The following is a 17,869-nucleotide window of genomic DNA, read 5'->3' as shown; positions in this document are numbered from 1 at the left end:
GGGTAGCCTGGGCCGGGACCCGCCGTAAACCCGTCCCTGGGGGCTCGAAATGCGCCATCCATGGCGCATTACGGTCCCGGCCCAGGCTACCCGGCACCCTCCAGCCAAATGTCCGGTCCGGGCGGTTGGAAGAGCTGGCGTCCGCCGGCTGTGGCGGGCGGTACCCAAGCCGGCATGTTGGGGGTCCAGCTCTCAGGTAGATCCACGCCATGCGTGGATGTTTTTGCTTTCCGTACCGTCTCAGCCGCGCATGGCGGGGCTTTACCCCCGCTTTGATGCGCCGGCGATGACGGGCAGGTCAACTCAGGTCGGGTCGAGCCAAGCGAAGCGAAGCCAAGCCAAGCGACGCCAAGCCGAGCCAAGCTGAGCCGAGCCAAGCTGAGCCAAGCCGAGCCACGCCACGGGCGCCATGACTCTGCCTTTAGCCCGCACACCAGCCATGTGTCTACGGGATGGCGTGGGTGGGGTGGCGGGACCGTAATGCGCCATGGATGGCGCATTTCGAGCCCCCATGGACGGGTTCACGGCGGGTCCCGCGACCCCGCCCACGCCTTCCCGCCACGCACCAACCCGAAATGCCGCTTCTGCTCTGGCTCTGGCTCTGGCTACGGCTGCACGGCCACGGCCACGGCCAACACCAGCCCCCGCAGCCCGCTGAACACCCGCCCCGTTATACTCAGGCTATCGCGTCGCCCCCGGGGCCATTGAAACCCTGCAACATCAATGGCTTGAAGGGTAAATCCGCTCCGTAATCCACCATGGTGGGGGTCGCTTCAGGCCTTCGCCCGGAAAACCATCACGCCATGCGTCTGTCCACGATCAAGCTGTCCGGATTCAAATCCTTCGTCGATCCGACCACGCTGCACCTGCCGACCAACATGACCGGCGTGGTGGGCCCCAATGGCTGTGGCAAATCCAACATCATCGACGCCGTGCGCTGGGTCATGGGCGAAAGCTCCGCCAGCCGCCTGCGCGGCGACTCGCTGACCGATGTCATCTTCTCCGGCTCCTCTGCCCGCAAGCCCGTTTCGCAGGCTGCCGTCGAACTGATTTTCGACAACACCGACCACACCATCACCGGCGAGTACGCCTCGTTCAACGAGATCTCGGTGAAGCGTACCGTCAGCCGCGATGGCAGCAGCAACTACTACCTCAACGGCACCAAGTGCCGCCGCCGCGACATCACCGATCTGTTCCTCGGCACCGGCCTGGGGCCGCGCAGCTACTCGATCATCGAGCAGGGCATGATCAGCAAGATCATCGAGGCCCGGCCCGAAGACCTGCGTGTGTATCTGGAAGAAGCCGCCGGCATCTCCAAGTACAAGGAGCGCCGCAAGGAAACTGAAACCCGCATCCGGCATACCCGCGAAAACCTGGATCGCCTGGGCGACCTGCGCGAGGAAATCGGTAAGCAGCTCGAGCACCTCAAGCGCCAGGCGCGCCAGGCCGAGCAGTACCAGGCGCTGCAGGAAGAGCGCAAGGTCAAGGATGCCGAGTGGAAGGCGCTGGAGTACCGCGGCCTGGATGGGCGCTTGGGCGGCCTGCGCGAAGCGCTGTCGCGCGAGGAAACGCGCCTGCAGCAGTTGATCGCCGAACAGCGTGACGCCGAAGCCCGCATTGAAACCAGCCGCCTGCGCCGCGAAGAGGCCTCCGATGCGCTCAACACCGCGCAGGCCGAGGTGTACCAGGTCGGCAGCACGTTGGCCCGACTGGAACAGCAGATCCAGCATCAGCGCGAAATGTCGCAGCGTCTCAACAAGGCGCGCGACGAAGCCCAGCAGGCGCTGGCCGATCTGGGTCAGCACATCAGTGGCGATGAGGCCAAGCTGATGGTGCTGCGCGAGGCGGTCGATGACGCCGAGCCGCGCCTGGAGCAGCTGCAGGAAGAGAACGAAATCAAGCAGGAAGCCCTGCGCGACGCCGAGGCCCGTCTGGCCGATTGGCAGCAGCGCTGGGAAGCCCATACCCGCAATACCTCGGAAGCCTCGCGCGCCGGTGAAGTTGAACGTACCCGCGTGGACTATCTGGACCGCCAGGTGCTGGAAGCCGACCGCCGCCGCGAGTCGCTGCAGGCCGAGCGCGCCGGGCTGGATCTGGACGCATTGGCCGAGGTGTTCGAGGAGCTGCACATCCAGCACGAGACCCAGAAGGCCTCGCTGGACACGCTCAACGAGCAGGTGGAAGAACGCAAACTTGTCGTGGCCGGGCTGCAGGATCGCCAGCGTACCGGCCAGACCGAGCTGGCCGAGATCCGCAAGCAGGCCCAGGCCGCACGCGGCCGCTTGTCCTCCCTGGAGACCCTGCAGCAGGCCGCGCTGGGCCAGGAGCAGGGCGCCGCGGTGGCATGGCTGAAGGCGCGTGGGCTGGATTCCGGCGCGCGCGTCGGTGAGCGCCTGACCGTGGAGAGTGGCTGGGAAAACGCCGTGGAAAGCGCGCTCGGTCAACTGATCGAAGGCGTGCTGGTCGATGCACCGGAATCGCTGGTGGATGCGCTGGGCGAACTCGGCGAAGGCCGCATCGCGCTGGTCTCGGCCGAGCAGAATGCGCTGGACGTCGCGCCGACCTCCTTGGCCGCGAAAGTGCAGGGCCCGACCGCGATCCGTCGCCTGCTGGCACGCCTGCATGCCGCCGAGGATCTCGAGGCCGCGCGTGCACTGCAGGCGACGCTGGGTGAGGGCGATTCGGTCATTACCCGCGGTGGCGAGCGCTTGGGCGAAGGTTGGGTGCGCGTGTCGCGCTCCGGCGCGGCCAAGCAGGGCGCGCTGCTGCGTGAGCGCGAGATCGTCACCCTGCGCGAGCAGATTGAAACCCTGCAGGACCGCGAAGCGGCCCTGGAACAGCAGTTGTCCGGTTTCCGTGACCAGTTGCTGGCGGGTGAGCAGCAGCGCGAAGACGCGCAGCGCCAGCTGTACCTGGCGCATCGCAGCGTGTCCGAACTCGGCGGTCAGCTGCAGAGCCAGCAGGGCAAAGTGGAGGCCGCACGCACCCGCATCGATCGCATCGAAGGCGAGCTGGTGCAACTGCTGGAAACGCTGGATGCCGGCCGAGAGCAGGTGCGCGAAGCGCGCGCGCGGCTGGACGATGCGGTCACCAGCATGGGCGATCTGGAATCGGTCCGCGCCGCGCTGGAGGGCGAGCGCCGCCAGCTCACCGATGCGCGCGATCAGGCGCGCGACCAGGCGCGCAACGTACGCGAGGCGGCGCACTCGCTGGCACTGACCCTGGAATCACAACGGGCGCAGATCGCCTCGCTGAGCCAGGCACTGGAGCGCATGAGCACGCAGCGCGGGCAGCTGGATACACGCTTGGGCGAACTGCACTCGCAGCTCGACGAAGGCGATTCGCCGGTCAAGACGCTCGAAGCCGAACACCAGAACGCGCTCGGCGAGCGCGTGCGTGCAGACCGCGTGCTCGGTGAGGCCCGTACGCTGCTGGATGGCATCGATGCCGAGCTGCGCACCTTCGAACAGACCCGCCATCAGCGCGACGAACAGGCGCTGGCGCAGCGCGAGCGGATTTCCCAGCGCAAGCTGGATCAGCAGGCGCTGGTGCTCAGCGCCGACCAGCTGTCGGCCTCGGTGGAGAAGGCCGGGTTCGTGCTGCAGGACGTGATCAACGGCCTGCCGGAGGATGCGCGCATCACCGACTGGGAGCAGACGGTCCATCAGATCGACGGCCGCATGCGCCGCCTGGAGCCGGTGAACCTGGCCGCCATCCAGGAATACGGCGAGGCCTCGCAGCGTTCGGAATATCTGGACGCCCAGAACACCGACCTCACCACCGCGCTGGAAACCCTGGAAGACGCGATCCGCAAGATCGACCGCGAGACCCGCGGCCGCTTCAAGGACACTTTCGACCGGGTCAACGCCGGCGTGCAGCAGCTGTATCCGCGCCTGTTCGGTGGTGGCCACGCGTATCTGGAATTGACAGGTGAAGACCTGCTCGACACCGGTGTTGCGATCATGGCGCGGCCGCCGGGCAAGCGGGTATCGAGCATCTCGCTGCTGTCCGGTGGCGAGAAGGCGATGACCGCGGTGGCGCTGGTGTTTGCGATCTTCCAGCTCAACCCGGCGCCGTTCTGCCTGCTGGACGAGGTGGACGCGCCACTGGACGAAGCCAACGTCGGCCGCCTGGCCAACATGGTCAAGGAAATGAGCGAGAAGGTTCAGTTCCTGTTTGTGAGCCACAACAAGGCCACGATGGAGGCGGCGCACCAGCTTTCCGGCGTGACCATGCGCGAACCGGGCGTCAGCCGACTGGTCAGTGTCGACCTGGAGGAAGCCGCACGATTGGCGGGCGCGGCGTGACGTGCCATCCTTAAGTACCTGAATGATTTAGCCGGAGAACCTCCCGAATGTCCGACATGGCACTGCTCCGCATCGGCATCCTGGCCGCCGGCCTGCTGTTGATCGCTGCGATCTTCCTGTTTGGCCGTCCGAAAAAGAAAATGCAGGGCCGCCGCGTCGAGGGTGCCGAAGGCACCAACGGCCAGCGCCGCGAGCCCGTACTGGGCGAGGGCGAGATCCCGGCCGACGGCGCTGCGCCCGTGGTGGGCGAAGACGGCGTGACCCAGCCCGAACTCGGCCTGCCCGAGGTGGATGCCGGTCCGGCCAGTGACCTTGGCAAGCGCACCACCCAGGATTTCGACAAGATCGTCTCGCTGTTCGTGGCCGCCCGTGCCGGTGAGCAGCTGCGTGGCGAAGACATCGTCGTCGCTGCGGAAAAGACCGGCCTGGTGTTCGGCCACATGAATGTCTTCCACCGTCTGGTCGAAGGCCACCCCGAGCGTGGCCCGATCTTCTCGATGGCCAGCATCATGAAGCCGGGCAGTTTCGACATGGCCAACATCCGCGAGATGGAAACGCCGGCGATCGCCTTCTTCCTGACCCTGCCGGCGCCGCTGACCGCGCTGGACGCCTGGGAAAAGATGCTGCCGACCGTGCAGCGCATGGGCGAACTGCTCGATGGCGTGGTGCTCGATGACAGCCGCAACGCCCTGGGTCGCCAGCGCATCGCGCACATCCGCGACGAACTGCGTGCCTACGACCGCCAGCACCAGGCCCCGCCGCTGACCAAAGCACCGCGTTGGTGATCATGTAGAGCCGACCAACGGTCGGCGCTACATTTACCCGTTGCGGCTGACCACCGCCTCGAACGCCTCACGGAACCGGGCCATCTCGGCCTCGGTGCCGACCGTTACCCGCACCCGCTGCGGCCAGATCGACCAGCTGCGGCCGATGACCACGCCGCGCTCGGCCATCGCCGCGGAAAATGCTGCGCCGTCGCGCTGCACATCGACCACGAAACAGTTCGCTTCGGAAGGCACGCAGGTAAAACCGCGCTTGCCCAGCCAGCCGATGGTCTCCTGCCGCACCACGGCATTCTCTGCGTTGCGCTGTGCAATCAACCCGGGATCGCGCAGGCTCGCCAGCCCGGCGGCCACCGCCGTAACCGGCAACGGGTTGTCGCCCAGGCTGGCCAGTTCCTTCAGCCGATCCGGATGCGCAGCCGCCACACCCAGGCGCAGGCCGGCCATGCCGTAGAGCTTGGAGAAGGTGCGCAGCACGATCACGTCATCGCGCTGCATCACCTGGGCGATCACCGAGCGTTGTTCGCTGTACTGCAGGTAGGCCTCATCGACCAGCACCCGGGTCTGCGCAGGCTTGTTGGCCAGCAGCCAGGCGATGTCGGCCGCCGGGGTGATCGAGCCGGTGGGATTGTTGGGGTTGCATAGGTACAGCAAGCCGGCATTGACCGTCGCGGCAGCCGCCGCCATCGCACGCACGTCGTGTGCCCCGTCCGCGCGCAGCGGTACCTTGGCCACCGCGGCCCCACGCGCAGCGGCAAGATCGCCCAGCGCCTCGAAGGTGGGATCAGCGACCACCAGCCCCGCGCCAGGCGAGGTCCAGAGCACTGCCGCCCGGTTCAGTGGCTCGCTGGAGCCCGGATACAGCCGCACGTGATCCTTGCCGATGCCTTCCTGCTGGGCGAACAGGTCGCGCAGCTCGCCGGCCAGCGCAAACAGATACCGCCCGCTGCCGGCGACGATGTCGCGCGCCGCGGCCTGCGCGGCGGGCGCTGGCCCATACGGGCATTCGTTGAAGTTCAGCAGCACCGGTCCTGCGCTGGCGGGGAGTGCGCGCGACGGCGCGGCCGATGCAGGCAGTGCGCCCAGGCCGGACAACGCCAGGCCGGTACCGGCCAGTTGCAGGAACGAGCGACGGGAAGCGACGAGGGCAGGGGTCACGGGGCACCGGAAACAAGGGGTTTGGCGCACGCTAGCGCCACGGCGGATCGGCGGCAAGCGTTCTTCACTGCGCGCAGGAGCGGGGGGAGGGGTAAAATTGAATGCCCCACCAGGATCGCCTTCCGCATGACCCCCAGCCCCGCCGCACGTGCCGACGTCCTGCGCCGCCAGATCGAGGATGCCGGCAAGGCATACCACGAGCGCGACGAGCAGCTGATTCCCGACGTCGAGTACGACCGGCTGGTGCGCGAGCTGGAAGCGATCGAGCAGGCGCACCCGGAACTGGCCGCGGCCGACTCGCCCACCCGGCAGGTCGGTGGCAAGGCCTCTTCGCGCTTTGCCGAGGTCCGCCATGCGGTGCCGATGCTGTCGCTGGGCAATGCCTTCAGCGATGAGGAAGTCCAGGATTTCGTGCGCCGCATCGGCGAGCGCCTGCGCCGCAGTACGCTGCATTTTTCAGCCGAACCCAAACTCGACGGCCTGGCGATCAGCCTGCGCTACGAGAATGGCCGCTTCGTCCAGGGCGCAACCCGGGGTGATGGCGCCACCGGTGAGGATGTCAGTGCCAATCTGCGCCAGATCAGTGTGATCCCGCAGACGCTCAAAGGCGAGGGCTGGCCTAGGGTGTTGGAAGTACGCGGCGAGGTCTACATGGCCCGCGCCGATTTCGAGGCCTACAACGCCGATGCCCGCCTGCATGACGGCAAGGTGCTGGCCAATCCGCGCAACGCCGCGGCCGGCTCGCTGCGCCAGCTGGATCCGAAGATGAGCGCCAAGCGCAAGCTCAGTTTCTACGCCTATGGCATCGGCCAGGTCGACGGCGGTGAACTGCCGCCCACCCACTCGGCCACGCTGGCCCAGCTGCGTGCATGGGGCTTCCCGGTCAGCGACCTGTGCCAGGTGGTGGAAGGTGCGGACGGGCTGCTGGCCTATTACCGTGACATTGGCGAGCGCCGCGATGGCCTGGCCTTCGATATCGACGGGGTGGTCTACAAGCTCGATGACCGCGCCGGCCAGGAACAGATGGGCTTCGTCGCGCGTGCCCCGCGCTGGGCGATCGCGCACAAGTTCCCGGCACAGGAGCAGACCACCACGGTGGAGGCGATCGAGATCCAGATCGGCCGCACCGGCGCGGCGACCCCGGTGGCGCGCCTGGCACCGGTGGCCGTGGCCGGCGTGATCGTGTCCAACGCGACGCTGCACAACGCCGACCAGATCGCGCGTCTGGATGTCCGCGTGGGCGATACGGTGATCGTGCGTCGCGCCGGCGATGTGATCCCGGAAGTGGTCAGCGTGATCGCTGATCGCCGCCCCGCCGGTACCACGCCGTGGCAGATGCCCTCGCAGTGCCCGGTGTGCGGTTCGGAGATCGTCCGCGAAGAGGGCGAGGCCGCCTGGCGCTGCTCGGGTGAGTTGAGCTGCCCGGCGCAGCGCAAGGAAGCCATCGCGCACTTCGCCTCGCGCCGTGCGATGGATATCGACGGATTGGGCGGCAAGTACATCGAGACGCTGGTCGATGCCGGCATCGTGCGCGGCGTGTCGGATCTGTACCGTCTGCAGCGCGATCAACTGCTGCAGCTCAAGCTGGTGCTGGATGCCGAATCGCCCGAGGCGCTGGCCAGCCAGATCGGCCTGCATCTGCCGCCGGAAGGCAGTGGCGACTATCTGCGCGGGCTGCTCAAGCTGGATGGCAGCGATGCGGGATGGCGCGCGCAGGCGCTGGCGATGCCGGCCACGTTCACCTGGAACACGAAGAAGATCGCCACCAAGTGGGCCGACAATCTGATCGCCGCCATCGACGCCAGCCGTACCACCACGCTGGAGCGCCTGTTGTTCGCGCTGGGCATCGAGCATGTCGGTGAAAGCACCGCCAAGGCCCTGGCGACCTGGTTCGGCGATCTGCAGCTGATCCGCCACCTGCCGTGGCCGCTGTTCAAGCGCGTGCCCGATATCGGCGGTGAAGTCGCGCGCTCGCTCGGCCACTTCTTCGAGCAGGCCGGCAACCAGGAGGCGATCGATGCCCTGCTGCAGGTCGGTCAGGTGCGCATCAGCGATGTGCACCCGCCGATCGCCAAGCTGCGCGAGGGTCTGGATTTCGCGCAGTTGTTGGTCGAGGCGGAGATTCCGGGCATCACCCGCCTGCGCGCCGAGAAGCTGGTCGCCGTGCTGCCGGACGCTGCCTCGCTGCTGGATGCCGAGCCGGTGCGCTTCGTGGCCGCCGGCCTGCCCAACGAGGTGGCCATGGGCCTGGCCGACTGGCTGGACAGCGAGGGCCACGGCCCGATGCTGCTCAAGGTCGAGGAGTACCGCCAGAGGCTGCTGGCGCTGGCGCCGGAACAGGCCGAGCAGGCAGCAGGTCCGCTGGAGGGCCAGACCGCCGTGCTGACCGGGACGTTGTCGCAGATGAATCGCGATGAGGCCAAGGCGCGCCTGGAAGCGTTGGGCGCCAAGGTGGCCGGCAGTGTGTCCAAGAAGACCTCGTTCGTGGTGGCGGGCGCCGAGGCCGGCTCCAAGCTGACCAAGGCGCAGGAGCTGGGCGTGCCGGTCTGGGACGAAGACCAGCTGGTCGCTTTCCTCGCGCAGCATTGAACAAGAGAGATCGCATGCAGACCATTCCCCTTGATTTCCGCCTGGCCACCGTGGCTGACACCGCGCTGTTGATCGGGCTGATGCGTGATTTCTACGCCGAAGATAAACTCGATTTCGACGACACCCGGGTGCGCAATGCCTTGGCCGCACTGCTGGAAGATCCGCGCAATGGCGAAGTGTTGTTGTGGCTGGACGAGGCGGGCGCTGTGGTGGGTTATGGGGCGCTGGCGATGGGCTTCAGCCTGGAGCAGGGCGGTCATTTCGCGCTGCTGGACGAGCTCTACCTGGCCCATGCCGCGCGCGGCCGAGGGCGCGGCAAGCAGGCGCTGGCGATTCTGGAGCAGCGTGCCAATGCGCGGGGCGTGGAACGCATGCGCCTGGAGGTAAACCACCACAACGAACTGGCGCGCCGGTTGTACCTGGCCACCGGCTATGTGGATGACACCCGCGATCTGCTCACCCTGCCGTTGGCCCAGCGCCTGAAGGACGCGCGCGCATGATCGCCGCGCTGCGCCAGCGTGCCGCGCTCAACGCGCTGATCCGCAGCTTCTTCGCCGCGCGCGATGTGCTGGAGGTGGAAACGCCGATCCTCTCCGCCGCCGGCAATACCGAGCCGAACATCGACAGCTTCCACACCCGCTTCAGCGGGCACGTGGATGCAGGCACGCCGCAACGCTGGCTACGCACCTCGCCGGAGTTTCCGCTCAAGCGGCTGCTCGCCGCCGGGGTGGGGGACTGTTACGAACTCGGCCGCGTGTTCCGTAATGGCGAGGCCGGTGGCCGCCACAACCCCGAGTTCACCATGCTGGAGTGGTATCGGGTCGGCTGGGATCACCGCCGCTTGATGGGCGAGACCGCCGAGCTGGTGCGCGCCGCGCTGCAGCTGGTCCAGCGCGAGGCCACGTTGGAGGTGATCGATTACCGCGGTCTCTACCAGCGGCACATCGGGCTGGACCCGTTCCAGGCCAGCCTGGAACAGCTGCAGGCGCCGCTGGCCGAGGTCCGCATCGATGCCGATGGGCTCACCCGCGACGACTGGCTCGATCTGCTGATGACCCACTGCATCCAGCCGCACTTCCGTGACGACACCATGACGGTCGTGCATGACTGGCCCGCGACCCAGGCGGCACTGGCCCGGATCCGTCCCGGTACACCGCCCCTGGCCGAGCGTTTCGAGCTGTACCTGGGCAGTGTCGAACTGGCCAATGGCTATCACGAGCTGAACGACGCGGTTGAGCAACGCGCGCGTTTCGAGCGCGACCATGCGATACGCACCGCACGTGGAGACGTGCTGCCGCCGCTGGATGAACACCTGCTCGCAGCGCTGCCGGACCTGCCCGATTGCGCGGGTGTCGCGGTCGGTGTGGACCGCTTGTTGATGGCGATGAACCGCACCGGCCGGATCGCCGATGTGCTGGCTCTGGATTTCGCCCACGCCTGAGGCGTTTTGACGCATTCGCGTCTTGCGCGGCCTGCATGATGATGCTCTGATCACACCGGATGTCCGAAGGTGGTCAGGTGATCGTTCAGGCGTGGCAGGGATCGAGTTGATGAAGCTGTTGGTAGGCGCGGGCATGCCCTTGTGGCCGGTGTTGCTGTGGACTGCGCTGATGCCGGAGACGGCCCTCGCGCAGGCGGGCGGCTATGCCGGCGAAGTGGTGCGCTGCGAATCGCGCGATATGGGATGGGTGCACTGCGATATTCCCACCGAGCGCGGCGTGGATCTGATCCGCCAGCTTTCCGACAACAGTTGTGTGCGTGGCTCGGAGTGGGGCACCGATCGCTCCGGCGTCTGGGTCACCCTGGGCTGCCGCGCTGAGTTCCGCGCACGCACGGCCGTTGCCGCCACCCGCGCCGATGGAGAGCGTCGCACCCGCCGCGTCGTGCGCTGTGAATCCAATGGCCGCCCGCAGAGCTGTCCGGTGGTGTTGCAGGGTGCGCCGGTGCGTCTGCTTCGCCAGCTCACCTCGCTGCCGTGCCGCGAGGGCCACAGCTGGGGCTACCGCCGCAACGAGATCTGGGTGACCCGCGGTTGCCAGGGCGAGTTCGAGGTCGGTGCTGCCGATGGCAGCGGCTTCCTCAACGTGCCGCGCATTCTCGTCTGCGAATCCAAATCCCGTCAGCGCCGCTTCTGTGGTGCCGGGATCACCCACGGTGCCACGCTCAACAAGCAGCTCTCCGGCACGCCCTGCGAGCAAGGCAGCAGCTGGGGCTGGGACAGCCGCGGGGTGTGGGTGGACAAGGGCTGCCGCGCCGAGTTCGCGGTCAACTGAGCACGCGATTCCGCCCGCATCGGCGCGCCGCTACAATGGGCCGATGAACGCATCCACCGATATCGATTACGCCCGTTACGACCATATCCGCCCGATCCTGTGGACCGGCGAGAGCCTGCAGCTGCTCGACCAGCGCAAGCTGCCGTTCATTGTCGAGCACGTGGAGTGCCGCGACAGCGATGCAGTCGCCGAGGCCATCCACGCGCTGACCGTGCGCGGCGCGCCGGCCATCGGCATTGCGGCCGCCTGGGGTGTGGTGCTGGCGGCCAACGAGGTGCAGGCCGATGATGGTGCCCAGGCGCTGCTGAAGCTGGAACCGGCGCTGCAGCGCCTCAATGCCTCCCGCCCGACCGCCGTGAATCTGGCCTGGGCGCTGGCCCGGATGCGCCGCGCGCTGGCCCCGGCCGGTGCCGACTGGCAGCAGGTGCTGGCCGCCGAGGCCCAGGCGATCGCCGAGGAGGACCTGGCTGCCAACCGTCACATGGGCGCGCTGGGCGCTGGCTTGATCGAGGCGGGCAGCGGCGTGCTGACCCATTGCAACACCGGCTCGCTGGCCACCGCCGGCTTCGGTACCGCGCTGGGCGTGATCCGTGCCGGCATGGCCCAGCACCGTATCGCCCGCGTGTTTGCCGGGGAGACCCGGCCGTGGCTGCAGGGCGCGCGCCTGACGGTGTGGGAGCTGCAGCAGGATGGCATCGATGCCACCCTGATCGCCGATTCCGCCGCCTCGCACCTGATGAAGACCGGCGCGGTGCAGTGGGTGATCGTCGGCGCCGACCGCATCTGCGCCAACGGGGATACCGCCAACAAGATCGGCACCTACCAGTTGGCCATCGCCGCCCGCCACCACGGCGTGAAGTTCATGGTGGTGGCGCCGTCCTCCACGGTGGACATGGACACCGCCGACGGCGAGCAGATCGAGATCGAGCAGCGCGACCCGGGCGAGCTGTACGGCGTGGGGGGCACCCGCACCGTGGCCGAGGGCATCGCCGCCTGGAACCCGGTGTTCGATGTCACCCCGGGCAGCCTGATCGATGCCATCGTGACCGAACGCGGGGTGATCCTGAGCCCGACAGTGGCCAACATGCAGGCCGCCTTCGGCTGAGGCCTGCTGCGGCCCGCGCCACGACCAAGGGTCGTGGCCTGCACGGGGTAGCGGCCAACCGTTGGTCGGTACCCACCCCAGCGTCCGGCAACGCCCTCGTAAGTTCCTGATTCTTGCCGGTAAAACCCCCGTAAAAGCAGGCGGAGAACGGCCTGCTGTGGTAGAATCCAACGGTTAATCGAGATTCCGGCGCAACCGCCCCGAAAGGGCGGTCGTGACGGACTGGACCGCTACCAGACAACGGAACCCGAATGGCAGAAACCGCCAAGGAAATCATCCAGGTCAACCTGGAAGACGAGATGCGCAAGAGTTACCTCGATTACGCGATGAGCGTGATCGTGGGGCGCGCACTCCCGGATGCGCGCGATGGCCTCAAGCCGGTGCATCGCCGCGTGCTGTTCGCGATGAGTGAACTCAACGCGCACGCCAACAAGCCTTACTTCAAGTCGGCGCGTATCGTCGGTGACGTCATCGGTAAGTACCACCCGCATGGCGATCAGTCGGTGTACGACACGCTGGTGCGTCTGGCGCAGCCGTTCTCGCTGCGTTACATGCTGGTCGATGGCCAGGGTAACTTCGGTTCGGTCGACGGCGACTCCGCCGCTGCGATGCGATACACCGAAGCCCGCATGTCCAAGCTCACCCATGAGCTGATGGCGGACATCGAGAAGGAAACGGTCGATTTCCAGCCCAACTACGACGAGAAGGAACTGGAGCCGACGGTCATGCCGACCCGGTTCCCGAACCTGCTGGTCAATGGTTCGGCCGGTATCGCGGTGGGCATGGCGACCAACATCCCGCCGCACAACCTGACCGAATCGATCAACGCCTGCATCGCGCTGATCGACAACCCCGAGATCGACGTCGACGGCCTGATGGAGTTCATCCCGGGCCCGGACTTCCCGACCGCAGGCATCATCAACGGCACCGCCGGCATCGTTGCCGGGTACCGGACCGGTCGTGGCCGTGTGCGCATCCGCGCCAAGGCCGAGGTCGAAGTGGCTGACAACGGCCGCGAATCGATCATCGTGACCGAGATCCCGTACCAGGTGAACAAGGCCCGATTGATCGAGAAGATCGCCGAGCTGGTCAAGGAAAAGAAGCTCGAAGGCATCAGTGAACTGCGCGATGAGTCCGACAAGGACGGCATGCGCATCTTCATCGAGATCAAGCGTGGCGAGTCGGCGGAAGTGGTGTTGAACAACCTCTACCAGCAGACCCAGATGGAGTCGGTGTTCGGCATCAACATGGTGGCGCTGGTGGATGGCCGCCCGCAGTTGATGAACCTCAAGCAGATGCTCGAGGCCTTCGTGCGTCACCGCCGCGAAGTGGTCACCCGCCGCACCGTGTTCGAGCTGCGCAAGGCGCGTGCCCGTGCGCACGTGCTGGAAGGCCTGACTGTCGCGCTGGCCAACATCGACGAGATGATCGAACTGATCAAGACCTCGCCGAACCCCACCGAAGCGCGCGAACGCATGCTCGCCCGCCTGTGGGAGCCGGGCCTGGTCGGCTCGATGCTGGGCGCCGCCGGTGCCGAAGCGTCGCGTCCGGATGATCTGCCCAAGGGTGTGGGCCTGCTCGAGGGCGGCTACCAGCTGACCGAGATCCAGGCGACGCAGATCCTGGAAATGCGCCTGCATCGCCTGACCGGGCTGGAGCAGGACCGCCTGACCGACGAGTACAAGCAGCTGCTGGAAGTGATCGCCGGGCTGATCGAAATCCTGGAAGATCCCGACCGTCTGCTGCAGGTCATCCGCGAAGAGCTGATCAACGTGCGTACCGAGTTCGGTGACGAACGCCGCACCGAGATCCGCCACAGCGAAGAAGACCTGGACATCCTCGACCTGATCGCCCCGGAAGACGTGGTGGTCACCCTGTCGCACGCTGGCTATGCCAAGCGCCAGCCGGTCAGCGCCTACCGGGCCCAGCGCCGCGGTGGCCGTGGCCGCAGCGCCGCGTCGACCAAGGAAGAGGATTTCATCGAACAGCTGTGGCTGGTCAACACGCACGATACGTTGCTGACCTTCACCAGCGCGGGCAAGGTATTCTGGCTGCCGGTGCATCAGCTGCCGGAAGCAGGTTCCAACGCCCGTGGCCGCCCGATCATCAACTGGATTCCGCTGGAGGCCGGTGAGCGGGTGCAGGCCGTGCTGCCGGTCCGCGAGTATGCCGAAGGCCAGTTCGTGTTCTTCGCCACCCGCAACGGCACCGTCAAGAAGACCCCGCTCAGCGAGTTCGCCTTCCGTCTGGCACGCGGCAAGATCGCGATCAACCTCGATGAGGGTGACGCGCTGGTCGGCGTCGGCCTGACCGACGGTGAGCGCGACATCCTGCTGTTCGCCTCCAACGGCAAGACCGTGCGCTTTGGTGAGGACAAGGTCCGCTCGATGGGCCGTACCGCTACCGGCGTGCGCGGCATCAAGATGCCCAAGGGTGAGGAAGTGGTCAGTCTGATCGTGGCCGAGAGTGCGGGCGGCAGTGAAGACGAGAACGAGGATGAGAGCCAGGTCGACGAGACCGTGATCGACAGCGGTGATGCCGTGATCGAGAACGGGGCTGACGATGACAACGCGCTGTACATCCTGACCGCGACCGAGAACGGCTATGGCAAGCGCACCCCGCTGCCGGATTACCCACGCAAGGGCCGTGGCACGCAGGGCGTGATCGGCATCCAGACCACCGAGCGCAACGGCAAGCTGGTGCGTGCGGTGCTGATGGGGCCGCGCGACGAAGTGCTGCTGATTTCCGATGGTGGCACCCTGGTGCGCACCCGTGGTTCGGAAATCTCGCGCGTCGGCCGCAACACGCAGGGCGTGACCCTGATCCGTCTGTCCAAGGAAGAGAAACTCCAGGCGGTGGAACGCATGGACGCCTCGCTGGACGAGGGTGTGGAAGAAGAGACACCGGCAGCCATCGAGGCCAGCCCGGCAGTGACACCCCCGGAGGCGTAAGCCCTGCCAGTGGGAGTCACACGGAGAACGCCGGCACACGCCGGCGTTTTTCGTTGTGGGGCAGGGGCTTGCCGGGTTTCATCGTCGGCTGTGCCGACGTTGGCGACCGCTGCAAAGAACGCGCAACGTTCACGACCCCGGTGGGATAAGAGCCGCGGGGCCGGCAGCAATGTCGGCGATCTTCGCGCTCCAGGAGAGACCGATGTCCACCACGACGCAGACCCGCCGCCCCCGCCATTGGCTGGTGGCTGTGCTGGCCATTGTCATTCTGTTGCTGGGGGTTGTATTCACCGCAGGGGGCGCTTGGCTCGCCAGCCTCGGTGGTTCCTGGTACTACGTGCTGGCCGGTGTCGGCCTGTTGATCTCTGGCGTACAGCTGTGGCGGGGCCGTTACAGCGGCGCGCTGTGGTTTGCGCTGGTGTTCGTCGGCACGCTGCTGTGGACATGGTGGGAGTCGGGCAGCAACTACTGGCGCTGGGTACCGCGCCTGGGCCTGATCGTGGCCATCGGCTTCGTGCTGTCGCTGCTGTTGCCCACGCTGGATCGCCCGGTCTCACGCAAGGTCTCGCGTGGCATCGCCGGCGTGCTCGCGCTCGTGTTCGTCGCGGCCTTCACCCTGGCCTTCGTGCCGCACGGCGTTACCGCCGCCGAGGGCGCGTTCCCCGAACCGATGACCAGCACCGGCCTGGCACCGACCGCCGATGCGCCCCTGCAGCCGGCCGACCGCCCGGTGGATGGCGACTGGGCCGCCTATGGCCGCAACAATGCCGCCACGCGCTTCTCGCCGCTGCAGCAGATCACCCCGGATAACGTGGCCAAGCTGGAGCAGGCCTGGTTGTTCCGCACCGGTGATCTGCCGGAGAAGCGCTGGGGCGCGGAAACCACGCCGCTGAAAGTCGGCGACAGCCTCTACCTGTGCACCGCGCGCAATCAGCTGGTCGCGCTTAACGCGGCCGATGGCACCGAGCGCTGGCGCTACGACCCGAAGATCAAGGACACGTCCATTCCGTACACCGCGGCCTGCCGTGGCGTCTCCTATTACGAAGTGCCGGCCACCGCGCAGGACACCGCGCTGAACGATGTCGCCGCCGATCTTGCCGTCCCCAGTGGCGTGCCGGTGCTGACCCAGGTGCCGCGCGGCGCCTGTGCCGCCCGCATCATTGAAGGCACCCTGGATGGCCGCCTGATCGCGGTCGATGCCGCCACCGGCAAGCTGTGCACAGGCTTCGGCAACAACGGTCAGGTGGACATCACCGTTGGCATGGGCGACAGCCCCGCCGGCTATGTCTCCATCACCTCGCCGCCGGCGATCGTGCAGGGCGTGATCGTGACCGGCCACCAGGTGCTGGATGGCCAGCGCCGCGACGCCCCCTCGGGCGTGATCCAGGCCTACGATGCCGTGACCGGCAAGCTGCGCTGGGCGTGGGATATGGTCCGCCCGGAACGCAACGGCGCACCGCCGGCCGGCGAGACCTATACCCGCGGCACCCCGAACATGTGGACCACCGCGACCGGTGACGACGAACTCGGCCTGGTCTACCTGCCGATGGGCAACTCGGCCGGCGATTACTGGAGTGGCTCGCGCACCGAGAACGAAAACAGATACGCCACGTCGCTGGTCGCCATCGACGTCAACACCGGCAAGCCGGCCTGGCACTTCCAGGCCGTGCGCAAGGACGTCTGGGATTACGACATGGGTTCGCAGGCGACCCTGATCGACTACCCGACCGCCGCCGGCAAAGTCCCGGCGCTGCTGCTGCCGACCAAGCAGGGCGACATGTACATCCTCGACCGCCGCACCGGCAAGCTGCTGACCCCGGCCGAAGAGCGCAAAGTGCCCACCGGCGGCGTCGAGCCGGAGCAGCGTTCCCCGACCCAGCTGTTCTCGCTGTATCACACGCTGCGCAAGCCGGACCTCACCGAGCGCGACATGTGGGGCATGACCCCGATCGATCAGCTGGTGTGCCGCATCCAGTTCCGCGAGGCCAGCTACGAAGGTTTCTACACCCCGCCGACCGCGGACCGTCACTCCATCGAATATCCCGGCTACAACGGTGGCTCGGACTGGGGCAGCGTGGCCGTGGATCCGCGCCGCGGCGTGATCGTGGCCAACTACAACGACATGCCCAACTACAACCGGCTGGTGCCGCGCGAAAAGGCGGACAAGCTGGGTTGGGTGCCGCGCGAGGAGATCACCGCCGACAAGGGCGGTGCCGAAGGCGCAGGCGATCCGCAGGTGGGCACGCCGTACGCCATCGACGTCAACGCTGGCTGGCGCCTGCCGTTCACCAAGCTGCTGTGCAAGGAGCCGCCGTACGGTGGCATCCGCGCGGTCGACCTGCGTACCGGCAAGACCCTGTGGGACCGCCCGTTCGGCAGCGCCCGTGGCAATGGCCCGTTCGGCATCCGCTCCGGCCTGCCGATCGAGATCGGCACGCCGAACAACGGTGGCTCGGTGGTCACCGCCAGCGGACTGATCTTCATTGCGGCCGCGACCGACGATCTGCTGCGCGCGATCGACCTGAAGACCGGCAAGGAACTCTGGCACGCCAAACTGCCGGCCGGTGGGCAGGCCAACCCGATGATCTATGAATTTGGCGGGCGCCAGTACGTGGTCATCATGGCCGGTGGCCACCACTTCATGGAGACCCCGGCCGGCGATTACGTGATCGCTTACGCGCTGCCCAAAGGGTGAGGGCAGCAC

General features: G+C 67.1%; 10 protein-coding genes. 9 read left to right on the top strand and 1 reads right to left on the bottom strand.

From position 1 onward, the window contains the following. The first annotated feature begins 803 nt into the window (after positions 1-803). Positions 804-4,307 carry a chromosome segregation protein SMC gene (gene smc / locus QMX81_RS13290; protein WP_282262146.1) on the top strand — a complete coding sequence of 1,168 codons (3,504 nt, stop codon included), beginning with the start codon at positions 804-806 and terminating at the stop codon, positions 4,305-4,307. A gap of 47 nt (positions 4,308-4,354) precedes the next feature. Then, entirely contained in the window at positions 4,355-5,092 is a 738-nt protein-coding gene (gene zipA, locus QMX81_RS13285) for a cell division protein ZipA (protein ID WP_121037842.1), read from the top strand. 33 nt (positions 5,093-5,125) lie between these two features. Here the strand turns inward: zipA and QMX81_RS13280 are convergent, their stop codons facing one another. Next, entirely contained in the window at positions 5,126-6,247 is a 1,122-nt protein-coding gene (locus QMX81_RS13280) for a pyridoxal phosphate-dependent aminotransferase (protein WP_152153351.1), read from the bottom strand. A gap of 126 nt (positions 6,248-6,373) precedes the next feature. Here QMX81_RS13280 and ligA point away from each other — a divergent pair, with 126 nt between their 5' ends. The 7 genes from ligA to QMX81_RS13245 all read left to right on the top strand — a co-directional run bounded on the left by ligA (position 6,374) and on the right by QMX81_RS13245 (position 17,860). Then, positions 6,374-8,836, top strand: coding sequence for an NAD-dependent DNA ligase LigA (gene ligA / locus QMX81_RS13275; protein WP_282262141.1), 2,463 nt, complete (start codon positions 6,374-6,376; stop codon positions 8,834-8,836). Between the two features lie 14 nt (positions 8,837-8,850). Next, positions 8,851-9,336 (top strand): GNAT family N-acetyltransferase, encoded by a 486-nt coding sequence (locus tag QMX81_RS13270; protein ID WP_121037835.1) that lies wholly within the window; start codon positions 8,851-8,853, stop codon positions 9,334-9,336. Then, positions 9,333-10,277 (top strand): EF-P lysine aminoacylase EpmA, encoded by a 945-nt coding sequence (gene epmA / locus QMX81_RS13265; RefSeq protein WP_282262138.1) that lies wholly within the window; start codon positions 9,333-9,335, stop codon positions 10,275-10,277. The genes QMX81_RS13270 and epmA overlap by 4 nt, the downstream gene beginning before the upstream one ends. A 109-nt stretch (positions 10,278-10,386) precedes the next feature. After that, the gene (locus QMX81_RS13260) at positions 10,387-11,109 is read left to right on the top strand and encodes a DUF3011 domain-containing protein (protein WP_121037829.1); all 723 of its coding nucleotides are present in this window, start codon (positions 10,387-10,389) and stop codon (positions 11,107-11,109) included. Between the two features lie 43 nt (positions 11,110-11,152). Continuing rightward, positions 11,153-12,214 carry an S-methyl-5-thioribose-1-phosphate isomerase gene (gene mtnA / locus QMX81_RS13255; protein ID WP_282262134.1) on the top strand — a complete coding sequence of 354 codons (1,062 nt, stop codon included), beginning with the start codon at positions 11,153-11,155 and terminating at the stop codon, positions 12,212-12,214. 251 nt (positions 12,215-12,465) lie between these two features. Next, the gene (gyrA, locus tag QMX81_RS13250) at positions 12,466-15,165 is read left to right on the top strand and encodes a DNA gyrase subunit A (RefSeq protein WP_121037823.1); all 2,700 of its coding nucleotides are present in this window, start codon (positions 12,466-12,468) and stop codon (positions 15,163-15,165) included. 202 nt (positions 15,166-15,367) lie between these two features. Beyond that, positions 15,368-17,860: a membrane-bound PQQ-dependent dehydrogenase, glucose/quinate/shikimate family gene (locus QMX81_RS13245; RefSeq protein ID WP_152153348.1), complete on the top strand. Its 2,493-nt coding sequence runs from the start codon at positions 15,368-15,370 to the stop codon at positions 17,858-17,860. The last annotated feature ends 9 nt before the right edge of the window (positions 17,861-17,869 follow it).

The sequence above is a fragment of the Stenotrophomonas sp. PS02301 genome (genome assembly GCF_029959485.1).
GTDB classification, from domain to species: domain Bacteria; phylum Pseudomonadota; class Gammaproteobacteria; order Xanthomonadales; family Xanthomonadaceae; genus Stenotrophomonas; species Stenotrophomonas maltophilia_Z.
This window is presented reverse-complemented; position numbering and strand designations above follow the sequence as displayed.